The following is a 23,308-nucleotide window of genomic DNA, read 5'->3' as shown; positions in this document are numbered from 1 at the left end:
TTACAAGAATTTAAGCCCTGGTTTTATTCCTATATTAGGATCTGCATTTTCTAATATAGAAATATATATAAAACAATTTCGGCAGCCCGTTGGGCTGCCGAAATTGTTAATCTTCTATCGTAAAATCTACTACTGAATCCAACTTTGGATATTTATTAGCAGAAATAAACTTCTTTCCTGTACAATCTATTTCCAACCAACCTTTCCTCTTTTTTACATCTCCCGCTTCCATTACAAAAGGAACAAAAGAAATGTCATCTTTTTCCTCTTCTTTCATTTCTCTATACTGCACGGCAATATCTAAAATACATTCGTGTTCTGTATTCAATCTTACATTTCTATAGATAATATCATAGTGGGTTTCCTTATTCTCCGGGATGTCAAGATAAGTTTCCCATCCTGTAGTATCTGAGTTCAATTCACTGATTGCTTTCAATGCATAATATAATGCAATCGTATAATATTTTCGGGTTCCTTTTCTTGTATAGTCATCTACAAAATGTCCCCCTTCAAATAATATAGTAGGCATTCCTGCTTTTATAAAATTATCACCTGTAGAAGTCGGATAAAATTCATCAGAATATCTCCCAATCTGATTAGGGATCATTTCTTTTAAATGGCTATAAACACTTCCGATAACTGCCATACATTTTTTTCTGTTTTCAGTTACGGTACGTTCTATATTTTCAGAAGGAGCCAAAAAAGAAAGAGTAGCCGGATGAATACCATCAGTGGTAAAAATGGTTCTCTGCTCATGAAGGTTTAACGCATAATCATACTTCTTGGATTCTGCTGCATTTTTCAGAAACCTGATCTCCTTACTGGCTTCATTATGAAAATCCCGGTTAAGATCAATATCAACGGCATTAAGCCTTGTCCATTTTTCAGATCCGTCAGGGTTGAGCATAAAGATAAAGTCTAGTTTAATTTTAGTGAATAGATCATCCCTCATTTCAGGAGCTTTATCAAGACTTGTCAAAAGGTCAAGCATCGCATGTGTAGCATTGGATTCATTACCGTGCATTTGTGACCAGGCTAATACCTGAATGTCTCCGGTTCCGATGCTTAATTGATAAATAGGTTTCTCTAAATAGGATGTTCCAATCACTTGAATATAATCGCTGAGATTTGCCTGTAGATAAGAAAATAATTTTTCAGGGGAAATATAGCGATTAGAGAAATCGGGGTTAGGAGAATAAATCTGTTCAAAGTTCATTGCTGGAAAATAATTTACTGGAACCAAATTTAGCCATTTTAAGTCATACAAGAGTTATTAACATTTGTAAACGTTATGAATTCAGTAAAAATTAAAGTAATTTTTGTAAACAAAATAAATTTCACAAAAGTTAATTTTAGAATTTTAGTCATTATTAGAGTATTAACATCGGTAACATTTTTAAACAGTATGTATTGACAAATTGTCTGTTGATAAAAATGTGGATTGCGAATAATTTAATACTAATTATTTAAATTACTTGTATTCAATTAGTTATATCATTTATCTAAATGGTATTTATAAGAATACTTTAAGTGGTTAAACTTCCATTTTAAGCCAAATATGAGTTATTTTTTCAAACAGAAAAATGATGTAAAATGAAGCTAATTATACTACTATACAAATGTAAAAAGTCAGAAAACTAATAAAATCAGGTTGAAAATAATATAAATTGAAGCTTTGAAAGAATCTCGAACCTTAGCTAAAAATTATTCCTCATTTTAAGAGAAATTTAGCTGTAAAATGAGAATAAGGAGTAGTTTACAAGAGTAATTTACGGTTGTATATCTTTTAAAAAACTTTTTAAGTAGCTTATATTGATAACCTTAGCCGTTTAGTGATCTATTTTTTATATCAATAAAAGATTAATATTGTAGATAGTAGATAACTAAGAACAGAGCATCAAAAAAAGACCTATAAAGGGTGAAATTTACATTTATAATCCAATTAAGTCATTTAATAGAAATAGAGCACTGGAATTGAAGGATTAATAGAGCTTATATTTAATGATTACAATAATAAAGTACATTTGTAATTTAACCATAATCATCTATTTAATAAATACTTATAGTTATGTTACAATTGTATATCGATAAATTTTCAAATTGTTTACATTTGTATTTTGCTTTTGTAAATTATATAAGTTACATTTGTAACATAATTAAAGGCTTATTTTTATGAGTTTAAACGAAAGAATTTCAAAAGTTATAGAGTACTCCCAACTTACTCCATCTGAATTTGCAGATGAGATCGATGTGCAGCGTTCTTCAATTTCGCATATTACATCCGGAAGAAATAAACCGTCATTAGAGTTTATCATAAAAATAAAATCCCGCTTTCCTGAACTTCTTTGGGACTGGCTAGTTACAGGTGAGGGTGAAATGCTAAAACCTAAATTACCGGAAACAGCAATTTCAGAGGAACAAGTAGAAGAAGATCCGGTAAGAACAACGCCTCTACCCGATCTTTTTACCATGATGAATAACGATGACGAATTTGGAGTGGATGAAGATGAAACAGACCAGCCTCTGAATGCTCTTGGAGAATCGGTTATATCAGCCAAAGATAAAGCCCCGGAAAAAATATCGGATTCTCAGCGATTAGAAAAGACACCTGAAGAAATACTAAGTCAAGTTATTGGAAATCAAACCAATAAAATACAACGTATTGTTTTGTTTTACGAAAACGGAAAATTCGAAAGTTTTGAGCCTTAGCTTTTAGGCAATCGATATTCTCTCACTAATTTCATAAATTATGTAGATTTTAAATCTGCGTTATCTGCTCAATCTGCGAGAAAATTAATATTAATCTCCTTGATTTTTTCCAAATATTTGGTATAATTATACGGCTTCATTACCTTATTTATTTGATGAAATATTCTTTAGAACTGGGCTAATTTTCTCTCAATGATTTCGCAAATTATGCAGATTTTTAACCCACGTTTTCTGCTCAATCTGCGAGAAAATATATACTAATCTCGTTGAGTTTTTCCAACTGTTTGGCATAATTATACGGCTTCATTACCTTATTATTTGATGAAATATTCTGCAGATTTGGACTGATTTTCTCTTGCTGATTTCGCAAATTATACAGATTTTTAATCCATGGTTTCTGCTCGATCTGCGAAAAAATATATACTAATTTCGCTACCTTTTTATCATCGAAAATAGGTCTATCCATAAAAAACCTGACCAAGGAAAATGGTCAGGCTAAAAAATATTTGAAGAAGAAAACTAAAGCTATTTGCTTTATTTGTTTTTAAATTTTGTAAGGTAATTCTTGAGATGCAGCTTCCTTTTTATGTTCACTGATGATATACATCGAGATAATTTTAATGGATCTATTTAAGGTTAGGCTCTTCCGGTGGTGGAAGATTCTGTCATATTATAGGAGAAGCGTGGCAGAGGAAAAGTTTTTCATGTATTAGTTTTTTATAGTTAAATCAAATATATAAATTAAAAACAAAATCAACAATAAAAATTTAATTATTTTAACAAATAATTAATATTATAGACTAATTAATTTATAATTACTAAAAGTAAATATTTTATTAGAATTATAAAATTTATAATAAATACAGGAATTCCATTAAAATAACTCAAATAAAAAGACCCGCAAATTTTGCGGGTCTTGTCTTATTTTAATAATAACAATTATTATTTTTTCCTTCTTTCCAACTCTTTCTTAATCAGCCCAAGCTCTCTTCCGGTTTGTCCGGCTACAGAGGTATTTTCCTGAGCTCTTCTCGTAAGATAAGGTACAACATCCTTCACGGGGCCGTATGGAAGATATTTAGCCACATTATATCCTTTATCAGACAAATAGAAAGTGATATTATCACTCATTCCGTAAAGCTGTCCAAAATAAACGTGTGGATTCCCATTTTCTAAAGACTTGGATTTCATTTTATCCATAATCAATTCAGAAGAAATTTCGTTATGAGTTCCAAAGAATGCAGATACTTTATCCAGATGATTCATCACAAAATCGATTCCTGCATTATAGTTCTTATCTGAAGCTTCTTTGTTAGGCTGAATCGGATCTGCATATCCCTTCTCGGCTGCTCTCGCTCTTTCCTTCTCCATATAAGCTCCACGAACAATCTTATAACCGATGAAATAGTTCTTTTCTCTTGCTCTCTGAAGGTTTGCTTCCATATATTCCAATCTTCCTGTTCTGTACATCTGGATCGTGTTCCAAACGATAGGCTTTTCTTGGTTATACTTCTCCATCATCTCCTCACAAAGCTGATCTGCTGAATCCTGCATCCAGGTTTCTTCTGCATCTACCATTACTTTTTTATCATTTTCATGACAAAGAGCACATACCTCATCAAATCTTCTTACAACTCTCGCCCATTCTTCTTTCTGGCTGGTAGTAAGCTCTGCCCCTTTTCCAACAGCTTCATACAAATCGATCCTTCCAAATGCTGTAGGTTTGAATACGATAAAAGGAATCGCCGGATTTCCTACTGAAAATCTTACGATATCTTTGATCTCCTTACATACTGCATCAAAAGTTGCTTCATCTTCTTTTCCTTCAATAGAATAGTCGAAAATACTTCCAACTCCTCTTTTGAAAAGCTGTTTTACAACCTTCATACTTTCCTCACGAGTTTCTCCACCACAGAATTGTGCAAACAAAGTGCTTTTTACAATCCCGGTAACGAATGGAAAGTTGTTGTGTACTGTAAAATTAAGAACGGATGTTCCAAGGCTGGTAAGAGCGGGCTGTTCAATCATTTTAAACATCCAGTAAGCCTTTCTCAACTGTGCATCTGTCTTATCTGCAAATGCAACTTTAGTATCATTAAAAATGGGCATTCCTATTTATTAAATTTAGTTACGCAAAGGTAATAATAACCTTAGTTTATTTAAAGAATTTTTATTATAATTTATGTTCAATTCCGTTTAGAAGCATTGCGATAATTCCTACAAAAACCCACAAACGTAATATATTCAATGTGAGAAAGTTACTCTTTCTGGTGGAATTTAAAAAAAGATAAATACACAGAATCATCACAAATAGTCCTCCCGCAAAGTAATACGCCATAAATCCGGAAACTCCGGTTTTGGTAATAATTTTCATGGAGACTCCCATCGTTATAAAAAGTAAAGATATAAGAATGATCTTTGTATTCCTGCTTTTAAAATAGTTGGGAATGGTAATATATCCAAATGTTTTATCCACGCTTCTGGTCAGGGTATCTTTTACAATATCAATGCATAAAAGGATTAGAAAAAGAAAAACAGCCATCAGAAAAACTTTCTTAGAAAAGGTTTCATAATAGACCATCATTCCAAAGAAAGGATATAAGGTAAGACTTACAAATGTGAGATTGTTCAAGATTAATATCCGGCTCAATTTGTGGCTATAAAACCACATAAAAAACTGGTAAACCACAAAAAAAATGAAAACATTATGGGAAATCATCCAGGCCACTCCTAAGGAAATTAGGCTTAATCCAAGATAAGCATATAAAAAATACTTCTGTTTGATAAAACTTTGGATTCTGGTTCTGAAAGGTTTTACAATATGATCTTTTTCCAGATCGTAGAACTGGTTGATAATTCCCCCTGCTAGAATGGTCAGAACGGTACAGAAAATAATGCCATGGACTTTAAAATCAAAGACAAAGTTTCTGAAAGATTCTTCCTGATTAAACAGGAAAAAGGTTGAAACGTACAGGGCAAATGTTAAAAGAGCCGCTACAAAAAAACGTGCTCCGAGCAAAAAGCCCACGAATTGTGAAAATCTGTAATATAGAGATTTTGAGATATAATTTTTGGATTGGAAAGTTTCTTTTTCAGAATTCATTCCAACCTGTTTAAAATCGGTAAATCACCTCTTTTTGGAAGCCATCAAGCATTTTCTCTGCTTTTTCATAGTCTTGAGTAAAGCCTAAAATATAGCCGCCGCCGCCGCTTCCGCAAAGTTTTAAGTAATACGCATTGGAATCCAGTCCTTTTTTCCAGATATTAAAAATACTTTCAGGAATCATTGGACGGAAGTGTTCATAAGCCCAGTTAGAAAGCTTTTTAAGATTTCTAAAGAAAGGGTTCATATCTTTTTTAAGGAACGCTTCGATACATGCATTATTATAACGGATAAACTCCTCTTTCAGTGTTTTACGGAACCCTTCTGTCTTCATTTTTTCAAAGAAGATCTGAATCATAGGTCCTGTTTCGCCTGTAATTCCGGAATCGATCAGGAAAATAGCTCCTTTTCCTTCTTCTCCATCAGGAATAGATACTCTGTCCAGATTTTCTTTATTTTCGATAAGAATAGGCAGGTTCATGTAGCAGATCAAAGGATCCATTCCTGAACTTTTCCCATGGAAATAACTTTCCATTTCACCAAAAACAGCTTTTAATTTTTTAAGATTTTCCTTAGAGATATTCTCAGGATTCAGTTTACTCACCGAATATTTTTCAAAAATAGCAGCCACCAAGGCTCCTGAGCTTCCTACTCCATATCCCTGAGGAATATTGGAATCAAAGAAAAGGCCGTTTGCAATATCTTTTTTGAAGCTTTCAATATCCAATGTAAAATCATCAGAAAGATCAAGCTTTGTAAGAAAGTCTGAATATTTCTGCAGATGTCTGTTTGAAGTAAGCTCAAATTCTGAAGCCAGATCTGAAAACTTTAAGGTTCCTTTATAGAAGCTGTAAGGTACTACAAGCCCTTGGGAATCTTCAATCATTCCATATTCTCCAAACAGGATTATTTTTGCATAAAATAAAGGGTTGGTCATATTGACAATAAATCTTTTTGCAAAGTTAAAAATTATTCCGCTGAATATAAGCAAAACTTAGACCGAATTATCAGCTATTTATATTTCTTATCCGGTTTCCCCATTAAAAATAAGAAAAAAGCCTGATATCCTCAGGCTTTTTATTAATATTTATTTTAAAATTAGTATTTGATCAGTTTTTTACTGACTGATTGCTTATCTGTTTCGATCGTTATTACATAGTTTCCTGTCTGAATGGACGAAAGATTTACTTCTTGTTTATTTCCTGTTAAAGAAGAAGCTGAATTCACCAGTCTTCCGGATTCATCATATATTTTATATGCCCTCAACCCTTCTTTAGAGGATATGGTTATTATATTTTTAGCAGGATTCGGATATATACTGATTGCATTATCTTTCACATTCACATCTTCTACTCCCAGTACAGCGCAGGAGAACTTCGCTTTCCATCCATTACTGTTTTCTTCCTGATCTGATACAAATTTTATAGTAATTGCTCCTGAAGGATTTGTAGAAGTAAAAGGGCCTGGAATTGCATTTCCTGACAGCTTATTTCCATTAGAAAATAAAGGTGAAGAAGTAGAAGATCCGTCATAAACATACATAAAATCATAATCTTGTTCTGTACTGAATTCAGAAAATGCTAAAGTCATTGATGAACCTGATGTGGAATAGAATGTTTTTACGATTTCCTCATTGTTCCCATAGTTTGTTGCTAAACCTCCTGTGTCAGTAAAAGCAATACCTTCACACCAGTTTCCATCAGTCAGAAATAATGCGCTTTTTTGATAATACGATTCATTGGTACAAGGGCCTACCGCTTCTATTTTATAATAGGTTGCAGGCTGGAGATTGGCCACATTAAAGTTTGCGGAGTTTGTATTCCCTGTAGTCACCCCTGAACCGCCTACTGTGGTAATTTTATACTTCCAGAAAGAGGATATGGCATCATTAATTAATATATTGGCAGAATTCTGTGTGGTAGAAGTTGCCACAATAGATGAAATACTAGGAATACATGATAGTGTACAATTGGTACCAAGGCAAGGTTTGGAATCGATGGTGTTTCTAATCAGAGCAGCAGGCTGATCTCCAAAACCATTGCTAAAATTGATTCCTATTCCGGACATTAAGTGGCAATAGCTCATGATTGTACCTGAAGCTGGTAAAACATTGCTCGTACAAGTCAGTCCTTCATTTGTTATGACAGCGGGCATTGCTGTTGGCCCACACCAGTCAATTGGAGTATTATTTCCATTCCAGGCACATGCATGAGTATGCGGAGAACCTAGACTATGTCCCATTTCGTGTGTCATAGCCTGAATTGTCCAGGAATATACCGGTACATTGTTATAAGTCTGGTTAATTCCTGAATATGCATGGGCATAGGTTTTACATAAAGAGTTCAGGTAGGCAACACTCGTTGTACTGGGAGTATTGATTAAATGAGCAAGATCACCATTAAAAACCTGTCTGTTGGCTGAAAATTTAGATAAATTATTATTTGGAGTTCCTGTATATGGGTCTGGAGTAGTCCAAATATAGATCTCATTCAGAGCAGTCCTTATATCGTCATTCGTATAAAGGGTTGCAATATTATTATGAATAGCTGTTAGCCAGTTGGTAACAGTGGTGGTGTTGAAACCATTATTCTGATAGGGTTTGTAACAGACCTCATAATAAATTCTTACACAATTTTGGGTCAATGCTTTTTTCTTAATTAAATTGGGATCGTAAGATATTTTCTGCTCTTGATTTTCTTTTATTTCATCAATACCACAGATAAAAGGATTAGTCCCTGTCAACTTAGAGTCCGAATAACTTACAAAATCATTAGTATTTTTGGCTTTTCCCAGTACTATATTTCCCTGCTTCGGCGTAGAAGCTACTCCTACCACATCATTTTCAAAGAAACTGAAAGCTACCACGGAGCTGCTATTTCCTTTTACAATTCCCTGATAGTATACTCCCGGAGTATAGTTCACGGTCTTACCTTTATTGGTCACCACTTTAAAACTGTTGGTAAAGATTTCATTCTTATACATTTCAACAGTAATCTGCTGACCGCCATCAAAAGGGAAGGAAATCTCTATAAATTCAGGTTTTTCATTTATTAATTTTTTCAGCTCAGCAGATTTTAAAGAGATTACCGTAATATCTGTTGCAGCTCTTCTGTACTCACTCAATTTATCTGAAGCCTGATTTACTTCAAACAAATCATATTTCCTAGCTTCAATGTTTTCAGTATGATACTGTGCTATTTTTTGGGCTATTGGTTTTAATTTCTGGGAGAAACAAAACACAAAGCATTGTAGGAAGCAAAGCAATAGAATTCTTTTCATAGTTTTGATCATTAGATTTGTAAATAAACAAAAAAAATCAAAATATATTTAAAAACAATTAATATTACATAATAAAACCCATAATCCTTACAATAAATAAAGCAAATTAATCAAATAATTGATTTTAATTCACATAAAACAAAAAAGACGTTAAAAATAACGTCTTTTCATTTTTATAATGTTTCTCTATCTTTTCTCATTTTCACCTTCAGGAATCGGATTAATATTAATCCTGCGCCGAAGAAAAGTGTCATGGATAAGGCAGCAATTCGCATATTATTAAAATGCTCAATTAATGTTGCAAAAATAAAGGTTCCAATAATGATGGCAATTTTTTCCAATACATCATAGAAACTAAAATAGGTAGTGTTTTCCATAGAGTTTTCCGGAAGCAACTTTGAGTAAGTAGATCTGGACATCGCCTGAAGACCTCCCATTACCAATCCCACTACCGCTGCCACTCCATAGAACTGATATTCTACGGTTGGATTTTCTTTGTTTAAGAAATAGGCCCATAAACAAGCCACAATCCATAGGAAAATAGCAATTGAAATAACGTTTTTGTTTCCTATTCTTTTGGATAATCTTGAGAAGATCACGGCTCCAATAATAGCTTCAATCTGGATTACCAAAAGGGTTCCGATAAGCTTATCCTGGGCTAAATTGATCTCACTTTTTCCAAATAAGGTTGCCATAAGGAAAATCGTCTGCATTCCAACACTATAAAAGAAGAAGCTTGAAAGAAAGAACTTCAGATTTCTATCTTTGAACAGCTCACCTCCTACTTTAAACAATTCATGGAAGCTTTCTTTGGCAATATCCTTATAAAAACTCATATTATCTTTTAGCACTTCAAAGAATCCACCTTGTTCTTCATGCTTTTTGAAGATATTTTTATAGTTTAATAAGACAAGGTCTTTAGGAAGTTTATCTTTTACATCTCCAAACTGAGGAAGATGCTTAAAGGTATACTGAGAGAACCCAAACCACCATGCTCCTGTCAATAAGAAGCTGATTCTTGTAAATAATAGTTGCTGTGCTGCTCCTTTAGCAAAAACCTGAATCAGAACTAAACACAATACCACTAAAACTACAGAACCAATATATCCATAGACATATCCTCTTGCAGAAAGCGCGTCTTGCCTATCCGGGGTTGCAATATCCGGCAGGAAAGAGTTATAAAAAACTAAACTTCCCCAGAATCCGACACTGGCCGTAATACTGAATAAGAGCCCAAGAAATACATTATGCATTCCTGTGAACATTGCTAATCCCATACAAGATGTTGCTCCTAAGTAGCAGAAAAATTGCAGAAATGATTTTTTATTTCCAATAGTATCTGCCAAAGAAGATAAAAACGGAGACAGCAATACTACAATAAAGAATGATATCGTTAATGAGTATCCATAGACCGCATCGGGCTGATATTCGTTTCCAAAGATTTTGATCATGTGTCTCACCGGGACATCGATCCATTTTTTTGTTTCCGTCACATATTCTTTTTTCTCATACGCTGTGGTAAGAATAGAATAATAAATGGGGAAAATGGTGGAAGTAATAACCAGGGAATACACAGAATTTGCCCAGTCATATACTGCCCAGGCTTTCATAATCTTCGGATTATTCTTTATGTTGTTGGGTTGTCGATTCTCAGTTTCAGACATTTCAAATAAATATTAGTAGCACAAAAATAGAAAAACCATTAAGAAATGGATAAGATTTTAAAAAAATTATCGATTCCTTAATGGTAATATACTCTGAAACAGAATATTAGATATTTTCAATCACGATTGCAGAAGCTCCACCGCCTCCGTTACAGATTGCTGCTGCACCGTATTTGGCATTATTTTGCTTTAATACATTGATCAATGTAATAATAATTCTTGAACCAGAACTTCCCAGTGGATGTCCTAATGCTACAGCACCACCGTTTACGTTTACTTTAGAAGCATCTAATCCTAAGATTTTGTTATTTGCTAATCCTACTACAGAGAAAGCTTCATTAAACTCAAAGAAATCGATATCTGACACTTCTAATCCTGCTTTTTTAAGAGCGATAGGTAATGCCTTAGCTGGAGCCGTTGTGAAGTTCTCAGGCTCTTGTGCAGCATCAGCATAAGAAACAATCTTTGCCAATGGCTTTAATCCTAATTCTTCCATTTTTTCTTTGGAAACAAGGATTAATGCAGATGCTCCGTCATTCAGTGTAGATGCGTTAGCTGCTGTTACAGTACCTTCTTCTTTTTTGAAAACAGTAGGAAGAGTTGTAATTCTGTCGAAGTTTACAGCTTTGTACTCTTCATCTTCTGCAAAAATTACAGGTTCTCCTTTTCTCTGAGGAATAGAAACCGGTACTATTTCGTCATTGAATTTCCCTTCACTCCAAGCTTTTGCCGATCTCTTATAAGATTCTACGGCGAAATTATCCTGATCTTCTCTTGTGATGCTATAATCAACTGCACATTTCTCTGCGCATACGCCCATATGTACCTTGTTGTAAACGTCTGTAAGACCATCTAACACCATACCATCCTGCATTTTGATGTCTCCCAATTTGGTAGCCACTCTTGCATTATAATAGTGAGGAACTAAAGACATATTTTCCATACCTCCTGCAACAATTACTTCTGCATCACCAGCTTTGATTGCCTGTGCAGCCATTGTTACAGCCTTCATTCCTGAAGCACATACTTTGTTTACTGTAGTGGAAGGTGTATTGACAGAAAGACCTGCTCCTAGTGCTACCTGGCGAGCCGGTGCTTGTCCTTCTCCTGCCTGTAATACATTTCCCATATAAATTTCCTGAACGTTTGCAGGATCTAGACCAATTTTATCTAATGCTCCTTTTACAGCAGTAGCTCCAAGTTTGGTAGCCGGAACTGTTGATAAACTTCCCATAAAACTTCCCATAGGAGTTCTTACTGCGGAAACAATGAATACTTCTTTCATGTATATAATTTTTATTTTAGCCAAAATGAAACCTGAGCTTCATTTTTATAATTAAATTTATTTTGTCTTTATGTATACAACATCAAATTCAGATCCTTCAATCTTTGTATTAACTTTCAGCAGGTTATCCTGAGTAGCTATCACTTTATTATTGAAAACATCTCCAATCTGTGCAGGATCATTCTTATCGGACTTCTCCATCACAATTGATTTGTAGTTGCAGTTATCAACAAAAACCAATGTAGATTTGATATAATCTTTTCCGTTGTTAAAATATTCGGTTTGAACATTATCTTTAATGGTCATATACCAGATCGATTCAGGATAGTTAGCCCGTAGGAATTTACCCTCTTTTATGTTGGCACATTTAGTCGGATTATCCGGTTTTTTTTGTTCTGTTTGCTGAGATTTAACCTGTGAGGTCATCAACAATAATATCCCAGCTGAAAGCGCTTTTAAAAGGTTCATTTTTTATATTTGAGTTCGTTGATCTACTTTTTTATTATTTCCAGCAAAAATCATTAGAAAAGCTCCTAAAAATTCTACAGCCCAACCCCATTTTAATTTTACAATTCCTGCAAAAGTTTCTCTCCATGATTTAAAAGGCAGGAAGCTAAAGTAATCTAAAGACTGTAATTTAACTGCCACTAAGGTGAATGCAAATAACAGAATAAGCAACATTCCAAAAAGTCTTACGATTTTTGTATTCCCATTTACAATTCCAAAAACTGCACATGCGGCAAAGATCCAACATGTTATAGCCAAATAGTGATCCAGTTTCCAATAATTCCAATTCCCTATGATAGGTACATGTACCAAAGGCAGAAAACTTCCTACAACCACTAATATCAATCCTAATAACTGAATATTTTTCATATTTACTAAAGTGCCAAAATACAAAAAAAAACACATTTCCAAACCATCTGCTATCAAACCTCTATTTCATCTTCCTAACAACCATTAGCCACAATGAAATACTTTTAAAATTGAATATTTATCACCAATAAGTCAATTTAAATACGAAATCAAAAATACAACATACTCGTTTTAGTAATTTTCAAATCACTTTTTATGCTTATTGGTCGTTTAACTTAATTATGATATGGTCTAAAAATAAAAAAATTGCACTTCCTTTCCGAAAGTGCAATTTTATATTGTTGTATTGTTAATTGAATTAATGTTTCACTGAAGAAACGTCTTCAGGCTTGTGCTTATGCTTAAATAAAACAGCAAAAAATATAGCAAGAACCAATGAATAGATGGCAAATGACAACCATATCTGCTGCCAGTCTTTCACCATAACAACAGAGGAAAGGGTTCCATCTGAGTTTACCGCTGCATTAAAGCTATTCTTTAAAATTTCTAAGAATGTAGGATTATCCGGCGATGTTTCCAGATATGTAGATAAATCTGTAGCCGTTGTAAACTTATGGGTAAAGAATTTATCTATAGCCCAACCTGCAATATAACTACCAAAAACAGCTCCAAAACCATTGGTCATCATCATAAATAATCCTTGTGCTGATGAACGGATCTTCTTATCTGTTGTAGTTTCTACGAAAAGTGAACCTGAAATATTAAAGAAATCGAAAGCCATTCCGTAAACGATACAGGAAAGAATGATTAGAGAAAGTCCGTATCCATCTGGTACTCCATAAGCAAAGAATCCAAATCTTAATACCCATGCCAGCATAGACATTAACATTACTTTTTTGATCCCGAATTTCTTCAGAAAGAAAGGAATTGCTAGAATAAACAGGGTTTCTGAAACCTGAGAAATCGACATAATGATTGTAGATCTCTGTACTACGAATGAATCAGCATATTTTGGAAAATGAGCAAACTCACTTAAGAACACATCCCCATAAGCATTTGTTAGCTGAAGTGCTGCTCCTAAAAGCATAGAAAATAAAAAGAACAAAGCCATTTTATAATTCCCAAAAAGCTTAAAGGCATTTAAACCTAATTGTTCTGACAAAGGTGAACTTTTATCAATCAGCTTTTGTGGTGGACATTTGGGTAAAGTAAGCGCATAGATTCCTAAGAATATAGCTACTGCTCCTCCGATATAAAACTGTCCTTCTGTTGCTTTATTTCCGCTAAGGTTGGTAATCCACATGGCCACAATGAATCCAATGGTTCCCCAAACACGAATGGGTGGAAAATCTTTCACCACATCCATATTATTATTCTTTAGAATAGTATAGGAAATTGAATTAGCCAGGGCAATAGTAGGCATATAAAAGCACATTGCAACAAGCATCACCGAAAAGAAAGAATTGGGATCTGCCGAATGTGGTAATATGAAAAGCATAACCCCGTAAAGAATATGTAATACTGAAAAGATACGCTCGGCATTTACCCAACGGTCAGCAATAATTCCAGTAATGGTTGGCATAAAAATAGAAGCAATTCCCATTGTTCCGAAAACAGCTCCAAATTGTGTTCCTTCCCAATGTTTAGTACCAAACCAGAAGTTCGCCATCGTAATCAGCCATGCTCCCCACACAAAAAACTGGAGAAAACTGAGGATGGTCAGTCGTAATTTTAAATTCATTTTTATATAAAGTATCTCTTTTTAGTCAATTTTCTTTTTCCTCCTCTTGATTTCTTCCTGAATTTCAAGGGCAGTATCATAGTCTTCTTCTTTAACGGCATCATCCAATAATTTCTGAAGCTCCTCCATAGAAAGGGATTTTAAGTTATCTTCAGTTTGTACTGTTTCTGAGAAGGTTTGTTCTTCTTTTGATACATCTTCCAGTTCCAATAAGATTCCAGCTTCGTTCAATACTTGTTGCGTGGTAAAAATAGGTGCATCAAATCGCACTGCCATAGCAACAGCATCAGATGTTCTTGCATCAAGGATTAATTCTTCGTCAGTAGCTTTATTTTTAAAGTTGATATTTGAAAAGAATACCCCATCTACAATCTGGTAAATGATTACAGAAACCAACTCATAATTGGTAGAAACTATAAATTTTGAGAATAAGTCGTGGGTAAGTGGGCGCGGTGGATGGATGTCTTTTTCCAGTCCAAGAGAGATAGATTGAGCTTCGAAATTTCCTATAACAACAGGTAATTTTATGTGTGTTTCCTCATGCTCCAGTAACAATGCGTACGCCCCCGATTGGGTCTGGCTGTACGATATTCCGCGAATAATTAGCTGCTTATAATCCATAGCTACAAATATAGATTAATTTTTTGTTGTGATTTCACTTTTTTGCACAAAAATAAAAGCCCGGAAAGCCGAGCTTTTATTGTATTATTATGTGATTGTCAATAAGTCAATAGTGGACTTTGCTTTGCATATGAATAATTAAAAATTGACAAGCGCAGCGAATTGACTATTCACTATTAATTTTATCCTTTAATTGCTTTAATTTTCTCTGTTAATGCAGGGATAATCTGGAAAGCATCTCCTACTACTCCGTAATCAGCAGACTTGAAGAAAGGTGCTTCAGGGTCATTATTGATTACTACAATAGTTTTTGAAGAGTTCACTCCAGCTAAGTGTTGAATTGCTCCTGAAATCCCTACAGCGATGTAAAGGTTCGGGGAAATTGCTTTACCAGTTTGTCCTACGTGCTCTGTGTGAGGTCTCCATCCGATGTCAGAAACCGGCTTAGAACAAGCTGTAGCTGCTCCTAAAACATTTGCTAAGTCTTCGATCATCCCCCAGTTTTCAGGACCTTTCATCCCTCTACCTGCAGAAACAACAACTTCAGCTTCTTTAAGGTCTAATTTACCTGAGCTTTGTTCGTGAGAAATTACTTTAGTATCCTCGTTAGCTACTGATAGGTTTTTCACCTCTTCAGAACCCGATACTGCGTTTTCTTTAACACCGAAAGCGTTTTGAGAAACAGTAACAATAACTCCGTTTCCTTCTGCTTTTGCATGCATAAACCCTTTTCCTGAGAAAGCTCTTCTTTTCACCTGGAAAGGAGAAAGACTTTCAGGAGCTTCCAATACATTGGTAATTAAAGAATAATTCTTCATAATTGCCAACATTGGAGCTACTGAAGAAGCATCTGTAGTGTGAGGGAAAACAATAATATTTCCGTTTGCTACTTCATTTACTGCTTGAGCGAATGCTTTTGCTGAGAAATTTTTAAGACCTTCGTCTTTGATATTGATAACGTTTGATGCTCCATATTTGTATAATAAATCTGAAGAATCAGTAGGGTTTACAGAGATTGCTGTAACGGTATCTCCTGCTTTGTCTGCCACTGCTTTAGCATAAGAAACTGCTTCAAAAGCTGCTTTTTTGTAAACTCCGTTTATATTTTCTGCGTATACGAATACTGCCATTTTTTTAAATTTAAAAATTAAAAATTAAAGGATTACGATTAGATCACTTTAGCTTCTTCGTGAAGCAATCTTACCAATTCATCCAGATTGTCCGGAGAAACCATTTTCACAGCTGCTCTTGGCGGAACGCTGTCATAAGATACTCCCTGAACTTTAACTTCTGAAGAAGTAGGCTCTACTACCTGTAAAGGCTTTGTTCTTGCAGACATGATTCCTCTCATGTTTGGAATGATAAGGTCTTTTTCGTCTACCAACCCTTTCTGACCTGCAATAATTGCTGGTAATTTAACTGAAATAGTTTCTTTTCCACCTTCGATTTCTCTTACTGCAGTAGCTTCACTTCCGTTTACATCTAATCCCACAGATGCATTTACGAAAGGTAAGTTCAATAATTGAGCAACCATTCCAGGTACAGAACCACCGTTATAATCGATAGATTCTTTACCACAAAGGATTAAATCATATCCTCCGTTTTGAGCCACAGCAGCAATTTCTTTTGCTGTAGAAAAACTATCCTTTGGATCAAGATTTACTCTTACGGCATCATTAGCACCGATTGCTAAAGCTTTTCTGATTACAGGTTCTGTAGCAGCATCTCCTACGTTGATTACTGTTACTGTTGCTCCCTGAGATTCCTGAAGTTTAACTGCTTTTGTCAACGCAAATTCATCTAGCGGATTGATTACCCACTGAATTCCGTTTTTGTCGAATGCAGACTTATCTGCTGTAAAGTTAATTTTGGAAGTAGTATCCGGAACACTACTAATACAAACTAATATTTTCATGTGTACTATTTTATTTTTTCTCTTTTACGCATAAAATCATGACAGTTTATGCAGAGATTTTGTTTGAATTAATTTTTGCTAATATAAATAAAAAATATATTATGCATGCATAATACTTATTAAATTATTATTCAATACATTAGATGTACTTATTTCCCTGGCTGTGTTGCTCTAAACTCAATTTTACTAGGCAAAACCCTTGGATTTATCTTTAAAATATCCAATATCAGATTCCCCATATCTTCAGGCTGAATCTTCCAACTGTCTTTTTCTGAAGGAGTATTTCCATTAAAATAGGTAGCAACCGAACCCGGCATGATTACGGTAGATTTGATATTATACTTTCTCAAATCGATCATCGCGGCCTGTGTGAAACCCACTACTCCAAATTTTGAGGCATTGTATCCCGTCCCATTTTCAAAGAAATTAGCCCCTGCAAGACTTGAAATAGTGATGTAATACCCTTCTGTCTTTTTCAACTCTTCTACGGAGGCTTTTAAGGTATAAAAAACTCCTGTAAGATTAGTTTCTATCATATCATTCCATTCTTCGGCAGACAATTCATCTACGGGTTTAAATATACCCAGTCCGGCATTAGCGATTACGTAATCGAGCCTACCGAATTTTTCAACGATATGTTGTACGGCTTCTGTTTCACTCTCAAGATTTCTTACATCAGATACAATTCCTAAGACTTTATCAGAATACTTTCTAAGCTCTTCTTCGGCTTTCATTACATCTTCTCTTTTTCTTCCTGAAAATGCTACTGAGATTCCGTTTTCAAGCAAAATCTTAGCAATCCCCAACCCTATTCCTTTGGTTCCTCCCGTTATATATGCTGTTTTGTTTTCCGACATATTGTTCAAAATTTATTTCTCTAAAATAACAAAAACGCTCCAATTGGAGCGTTTTACTGATACTAAGATTTATCAGGTATTATTTTTTGATGAATTTCTCGGTAGTTTTACCTTCTTTTGTTTCAATGCTGATAATATAGCTTCCTGGATTCAAGTTTTTAACATTTACTTTATCTCCATCCAAATCCGCAGATACTTTTCTTCCACTGACATCATAGATTTCAACTGCATTCACCTTTCCTTTAGATTTAATGTTAAGAACATCAGTTGCAGGATTAGGATATAGAGAAGTCTCCACCTTAGATACTTTACTTTCAGCAGTTCCTAAGCTTCCTGTTTGTGTAATTTTAACGTTATCCAGGATCAAAAGATTTTGATCATTACTATTAAAGTGTCTAAAATATAGCTTTACACTTTGTCCTGCCAAATTACTAGGAATTGTTGCTGTTTTAGCGATTGCTGTTCTACCTGCTGTTACAGTTCCTTCAATTAAAGGAGTTTCAGTACCTGTAAATGCTGTCGCAGTGCTTGGTAACACATACGCTGCATAATGCTCTGCAAAAAACTGAGTATCGGAAGATCCTACTTGAAAACTTAATGATAAAGTCCCCGTTGCAGGAAGTGTTATTGCTGGCGAAATTAATAAATTATCAGGAGTCAATGCTCCTACAGGCGCTGGTAACCATGATGCTGAACCTGCAAAATTCCCAGTGAATCCCCATCCATCAGTAGTTGCAGTTCCTGTATAAATACCCCAGTTTTCATCATCAGCGTCTCTATCTATAACTGACCAACCTGCTCCTGTATTAAACCCTTCTTGGAATACTACAGTTTGCGCCTTAACCAAATTTAGGGATAATCCTAATAATCCCAAAACGAATAAATTTTTAACCATAACTTATTATTCAATATTCATAATTATTGCAATAATAGTGTTTTTAATTCAAACAAAAAAGCCATTAACCAAAATAAATTAACTAAAATTAACACAAAAAAGAAATAATCAAATTAATTCCAATTATTTCTTTTTATAAAAAAAACAATAAAATCAGCATAAAAAAACTTAATCAGCAACAAAATAAGCCAAAATTACAGCCACAAACACAATGCAAATCCAACAATACAGGGGAATAGAACAAAAACACAGCTATTTATATTTAATAGAAAAATAATCACTTTTTTATAAATTTACTATAATATATTTCATTAGTACTAATAATTTTAATTAAATAAATACCAGGCGGAAGATTTCTTACATCGGCAATGTTATCTTTAAATACGATATTAAATACCTTGCCTTCACTATCAAAAATTTCCGTTTTATTAATCTTAGACTGCAGTATCAAATGAAGGTAATCCGTTACCGGATTAGGATACACTGCTACTACTTTAGAATTTGCTTTTGTTTCTTTAGCAGACAAAATCAATTCTTCATTGATCTTAATATTATCAATATAAGCTATCCCTAGGTCATTGTTATGAACAAACCGTAATTGATCCATAGTGAGAGGAGTAGCTGCTGTTTCTGTGTAGACGAGGATGTCATTAAGATAATATTGGGTATTTGTGGCAGTACCTAGCACCTTCAATCTGTACCATGTATTAGGAGACCAAATTGCCGCTGTAGAAACCATATCCTGTATATTGGGATCTTTGTTCCAAATCTTTATGATTCCTGTGTTATCAAAATCCAATCTTATAACAGCTTTTTCATTAATGGTATTAAATCCCTGAAATCCAAACACAGAACCGTTGAATTGGGACATATTAATATCAAATGAAACGGAAAAGTGATTACTGGTAAGTGGTGTCGCCAAATTGTAAAATCCACCAATAATGGGTTCCGACTGGACTCCATAAACAGATTCCTTGACAATCTTCAGAGCACTATTTCCATCACTGGCAGCATCTGTACTGATGGTTTGATGAATTACATTTTCAGGGATCCCACCTGTAGGAGTACTAATCCAAGCTCCTTGACCGTGAATATTTCCAGCCGTAAACCCTTCGTTCTCTTCAAAAGAAACCGTTTGCTGGGCAAAGGAAAGCAATGCTAGCAGCGAGCACGCGATTGAGTAAATTTTTTTCATTAGTTTTCAAGTTTGGAATAAAAATATAAACTTTCCTTGAATAGTGAAATAACTTAACATCAAATAAAAACCAAACCTTTTATATTCAATGGATCTAACAGTTTATGAACCCTATTTTATTCTTATTCTAATTAAATTCAGACTGAAAATTTTTCACAAAAACTTTTTTCAAAGAAATATTCAGTGAATAAAAAAATATACCTTCCCCAAAAAGAGAAGGCATATTTAAACAAAACGGTACAATAATGTTTATTTTTTAACAAATTTATGGGAAGATTTCCTTCCTCCGGATTCTATATTCACAATATAAGCACCCGGCAACAACATTCTTACATCTATTTTATGTTCATCAGAATTAACAGGTAATGCTTTTCCATTCATATCAAATACTTTTACTTTATTGATTAGCGACTTGGATTTTATATAGATATAATCAGACGTAGGATTTGGATAAATACCTAACTGTGAAGAAAAAGCAGCTTCAGAAACCCCTAGTACCCCTTGCAAAACTTTAACCGTATCCAGCAATAAAGCACGTGTTCCCTGGCTATTTATAAATTGTCTGAAATAAATTTTAACATTCTGGCCTGCATATCCTGAAAGATCAACTGTTTTGGTAACCGCTATATCTCCTATTGTAATATCCTCTTCAAGAACAGGTGTTTCTGTTCCTGTAAAAGAACTATTCTCAGGCAAAACATAGACTGCATAATGATTATCAGCGTTATAAAGCCCCGATACAGTGAATGTTCCTATTTTGAATGATAGTGTATAAGAATTCCCCCCTGGCAAATTAATGGCTGATGTTCCCAAAAGATTATCTGAAGAATCTGCTGTTGATGCTACAAGGACAACTTTACCTGAGTAGCCGATCGGATCTGTCTCTGAAGCCCCATCTTCAACTACCCATGTCAACATATCATTATCCCGGTTTTCTCTTATCCATCCTGCAGGAATATCATTCGGTGTGACAGATTCAAATGTTTCTTCAAAAATGTTTGTCTGGGCTCTTAGTAATGAAATTGAACACAGCAGAATGCTTATACCTGCAATAAAAAGTAATGTTTTCTTCATATGAATGTTTTTAGAGTTACAGGTCAAAATTATTTTTCGCTGCACTAAAAACAAATTTTCAGAGAGGGAAAATTAAAATCCTCCTGAAAATCGAAGAAAAAGCACTTTTAAAGAGGTTTTTTTTCACCATTTACAATGATCAATAAAAAAAACAGGGCGTTTCGTAAAGAAACACCCTGTTTTGTATAAATATCTTGTAAAAAATCAATAATTATTTTGAATAATTTTCAAAAAACAACGGAATACTTTCAATTCCTTTATAAAAATTAAATAATCCATAATGTTCGTTTGGAGAGTGAATTGCATCAGAATCCAATCCAAAGCCCATCAATACAGATTTAGCTCCTAAAACCTTCTCAAACATTGATGTAATTGGAATACTTCCACCACTTCTGTAAGGCAATACTTCTTTACCAAATGCTGTTTCCATAGCGGCTTTAGCGGCTAAGAATTCTTTGGTATCACTTTGTAGTACATAAGGCATTCCCCCATGGTGCGGTGTCACTTTCACTTTTACGGTATCCGGAGCAATTTTTTCGAAATATTTCGTGAACTTCTCCGTAATTTCTTCCGGTGTTTGATAAGGAACCAAACGCATTGAAATTTTAGCAAAAGCTTTGGAAGGAATTACAGTTTTAGCTCCTTCGCCTGTATATCCACCCCAAATACCATTACAGTCTAAAGTAGGACGAATAGAAGCTCTCTCTAACGTTGTATATCCTTTTTCGCCTTCAATATTGCTTAATCCGATTGACTTTTTGAATTCTTCAGGATTATCCTTCAGTTTATTCATCTCTGTTCTGTCTGCATCAGACACAGTCTCAACATTATCATAGAAACCATCAATTGTGATGTGACCATCTTCATCAATAAGATTAGCAATCATTCTTGACAATACATGGATTGGGTTTGGAACTGCTCCTCCGTAAAGTCCTGAATGCAGGTCTCTGTTTGGTCCTTCCACCTCTACTTCTACATAGCTTAGCCCTCTTAATCCTGTTGTTACAGTCGGTTGCTCGTTGCTATAGATATGCGTATCGGAAATTAAAATACAATCGCAAGACAGCTTTTCTTTGTTTTCATTCACAAAGTCCCCTAAACTTACAGATCCTACTTCTTCTTCTCCTTCCAGAATAAATTTAACGTTACAAGGAAGAGTGTTGGTTCTCATCATTGCTTCAAATGCTTTCAGGTGCATAAAGAACTGTCCTTTATCATCTGCTGCACCTCTTGCGAAGATAGCTCCGTCCGGGTGAAGCTCAGTTTTCTCAATATAAGGCTCAAAAGGAGGTTTTCTCCATAATTCTAATGGATCTGCCGGTTGTACGTCATAGTGCCCGTAAACCAGTACCGTTGGTAGGTTTGTATCTATAATTTTTTCTCCGAAAACGATAGGGTAACCCTTAGTTTCACATACTTCAACATGATCTGCACCTGCATTTCTAAGGTATTCTGCACATACATCTGCACACTTCAATACATCATCTTTATACGCTGGATCTGCAGAAATAGAAGGGATTCTCAATAACTCAAATAATTCATCGACGAAACGCTGCTTGTTTTCGTTAATGTAATTTAATGTCTCTTGCATTGTAAAATTTTATTTTGTTAAAATTAAAAAAAATGCACCGCTGAGCCAAGTAAAAACACAGGATTTTCTAAAGAAAAAAAATATTTCCCGGTGATTGGCTATGCGATCATTTTTTCAAATAAAAAATGCCCTGCAAAAACAGGGCATTTTTATATTGTATACTAATAATTAGTGTTCAGCTTTTGGAGCCTCTTCTTTTTTCTCAGTAGGCTTTGCAGCAGCAGTACTATCTGTTTTAGGAGCTACAGCTTCAGATTTTGCTGCTTCTTCTTTGTGTTCAGCAGTAGCAGCTTCATGTCCTCCATGAGCCTTTTCACCCTGAGCGTCGTCAGAGTATCTTTCTACTCCTTCTTCAAGTTTTAAAACAGCCTTGCTTCCACCTTGCGGAACTTTTTTACAGCTTATCGCTACCGTTGCAATTGCTAAACATATAACTAATTTTTTCATATGTAAAATTTATTTTTTTAAATATCATATGGAATCGCCCTGTTTTAGTCTATTCAGATGATCTAAACAGCGAGGGGTTTCATCCTCTAATTTTTGATTGCCCAAAATTAAGAAAT

Annotated in this window: 20 protein-coding genes; 1 reads left to right on the top strand and 19 read right to left on the bottom strand. The window is 34.5% G+C overall.

Going from position 1 to position 23,308, the window contains the following annotated elements:
• Positions 1-106 precede the first annotated feature (106 nt).
• Positions 107-1,216 (bottom strand): M14 family zinc carboxypeptidase, encoded by a 1,110-nt coding sequence (locus QWZ06_RS12075; protein ID WP_290301349.1) that lies wholly within the window; start codon positions 1,214-1,216, stop codon positions 107-109.
• A gap of 956 nt (positions 1,217-2,172) precedes the next feature.
• Here QWZ06_RS12075 and QWZ06_RS12070 point away from each other — a divergent pair.
• Positions 2,173-2,709, top strand: a complete 537-nt coding sequence (locus QWZ06_RS12070; protein WP_290298333.1) for a helix-turn-helix domain-containing protein — start codon at positions 2,173-2,175, stop codon at positions 2,707-2,709.
• A 942-nt stretch (positions 2,710-3,651) separates the two neighbouring features.
• On the opposite strand, the gene QWZ06_RS12065 is transcribed toward QWZ06_RS12070, so the two are convergent.
• From QWZ06_RS12065 to QWZ06_RS11980, 18 genes are all read right to left on the bottom strand, one after another.
• Positions 3,652-4,818: a proline dehydrogenase family protein gene (locus tag QWZ06_RS12065; protein ID WP_290298332.1), complete on the bottom strand. Its 1,167-nt coding sequence runs from the start codon at positions 4,816-4,818 to the stop codon at positions 3,652-3,654.
• A 64-nt stretch (positions 4,819-4,882) separates the two neighbouring features.
• Positions 4,883-5,812, bottom strand: a complete 930-nt coding sequence (locus tag QWZ06_RS12060) for a UbiA family prenyltransferase (protein WP_290298330.1) — start codon at positions 5,810-5,812, stop codon at positions 4,883-4,885.
• A gap of 10 nt (positions 5,813-5,822) precedes the next feature.
• The gene (locus tag QWZ06_RS12055; RefSeq protein WP_290298329.1) at positions 5,823-6,749 is read right to left on the bottom strand and encodes a mevalonate kinase family protein; all 927 of its coding nucleotides are present in this window, start codon (positions 6,747-6,749) and stop codon (positions 5,823-5,825) included.
• Between the two features lie 161 nt (positions 6,750-6,910).
• Positions 6,911-9,091, bottom strand: coding sequence for a T9SS type A sorting domain-containing protein (locus QWZ06_RS12050; protein ID WP_290298327.1), 2,181 nt, complete (start codon positions 9,089-9,091; stop codon positions 6,911-6,913).
• Positions 9,092-9,264: 173 nt separating this feature from the next.
• On the bottom strand, positions 9,265-10,755 hold the full coding sequence (locus QWZ06_RS12045; RefSeq protein ID WP_290298325.1) for an MFS transporter: 1,491 nt from the start codon (positions 10,753-10,755) through the stop codon (positions 9,265-9,267).
• A 106-nt stretch (positions 10,756-10,861) separates the two neighbouring features.
• On the bottom strand, positions 10,862-12,040 hold the full coding sequence (locus tag QWZ06_RS12040) for an acetyl-CoA C-acyltransferase (protein WP_290298324.1): 1,179 nt from the start codon (positions 12,038-12,040) through the stop codon (positions 10,862-10,864).
• Between the two features lie 57 nt (positions 12,041-12,097).
• Positions 12,098-12,508, bottom strand: a complete 411-nt coding sequence (locus QWZ06_RS12035; RefSeq protein WP_290298322.1) for a lipocalin/fatty acid-binding family protein — start codon at positions 12,506-12,508, stop codon at positions 12,098-12,100.
• A 3-nt stretch (positions 12,509-12,511) separates the two neighbouring features.
• Positions 12,512-12,916, bottom strand: a complete 405-nt coding sequence (locus QWZ06_RS12030; protein WP_290298321.1) for a hypothetical protein — start codon at positions 12,914-12,916, stop codon at positions 12,512-12,514.
• A gap of 298 nt (positions 12,917-13,214) precedes the next feature.
• Positions 13,215-14,597 (bottom strand): nucleoside permease, encoded by a 1,383-nt coding sequence (locus QWZ06_RS12025; RefSeq protein WP_290298319.1) that lies wholly within the window; start codon positions 14,595-14,597, stop codon positions 13,215-13,217.
• Between the two features lie 21 nt (positions 14,598-14,618).
• Positions 14,619-15,218 (bottom strand): bifunctional nuclease family protein, encoded by a 600-nt coding sequence (locus QWZ06_RS12020; RefSeq protein ID WP_290298318.1) that lies wholly within the window; start codon positions 15,216-15,218, stop codon positions 14,619-14,621.
• Positions 15,219-15,400: 182 nt separating this feature from the next.
• Entirely contained in the window at positions 15,401-16,348 is a 948-nt protein-coding gene (locus QWZ06_RS12015; RefSeq protein WP_290298316.1) for an electron transfer flavoprotein subunit alpha/FixB family protein, read from the bottom strand.
• Between the two features lie 38 nt (positions 16,349-16,386).
• A complete protein-coding gene (locus QWZ06_RS12010; RefSeq protein WP_290298314.1) occupies positions 16,387-17,133 on the bottom strand; it encodes an electron transfer flavoprotein subunit beta/FixA family protein in 747 nt (248 codons plus the stop codon).
• Between the two features lie 149 nt (positions 17,134-17,282).
• A complete protein-coding gene (locus QWZ06_RS12005) occupies positions 17,283-17,990 on the bottom strand; it encodes an SDR family oxidoreductase (protein ID WP_290298313.1) in 708 nt (235 codons plus the stop codon).
• A 79-nt stretch (positions 17,991-18,069) separates the two neighbouring features.
• Positions 18,070-18,885: a T9SS-dependent choice-of-anchor J family protein gene (locus QWZ06_RS12000; RefSeq protein WP_290298312.1), complete on the bottom strand. Its 816-nt coding sequence runs from the start codon at positions 18,883-18,885 to the stop codon at positions 18,070-18,072.
• A gap of 277 nt (positions 18,886-19,162) precedes the next feature.
• On the bottom strand, positions 19,163-20,080 hold the full coding sequence (locus tag QWZ06_RS11995; protein ID WP_290298311.1) for a T9SS type A sorting domain-containing protein: 918 nt from the start codon (positions 20,078-20,080) through the stop codon (positions 19,163-19,165).
• Positions 20,081-20,329: 249 nt separating this feature from the next.
• Positions 20,330-21,154 (bottom strand): T9SS-dependent choice-of-anchor J family protein, encoded by an 825-nt coding sequence (locus QWZ06_RS11990; protein ID WP_290298309.1) that lies wholly within the window; start codon positions 21,152-21,154, stop codon positions 20,330-20,332.
• A gap of 211 nt (positions 21,155-21,365) precedes the next feature.
• Positions 21,366-22,745 (bottom strand): dipeptidase, encoded by a 1,380-nt coding sequence (locus QWZ06_RS11985; protein WP_290298307.1) that lies wholly within the window; start codon positions 22,743-22,745, stop codon positions 21,366-21,368.
• A 168-nt stretch (positions 22,746-22,913) separates the two neighbouring features.
• Positions 22,914-23,192 (bottom strand): hypothetical protein, encoded by a 279-nt coding sequence (locus QWZ06_RS11980; protein WP_290298305.1) that lies wholly within the window; start codon positions 23,190-23,192, stop codon positions 22,914-22,916.
• Positions 23,193-23,308 lie beyond the last annotated feature (116 nt).

Origin of the sequence: Chryseobacterium tructae, from assembly GCF_030409875.1 — a bacterium.
GTDB classification, from domain to species: Bacteria; Bacteroidota; Bacteroidia; order Flavobacteriales; family Weeksellaceae; genus Chryseobacterium; species Chryseobacterium tructae.
The sequence above is the reverse complement of the archived record's forward strand: the minus strand, read 5'-3'. Positions and strand labels throughout refer to the sequence as shown.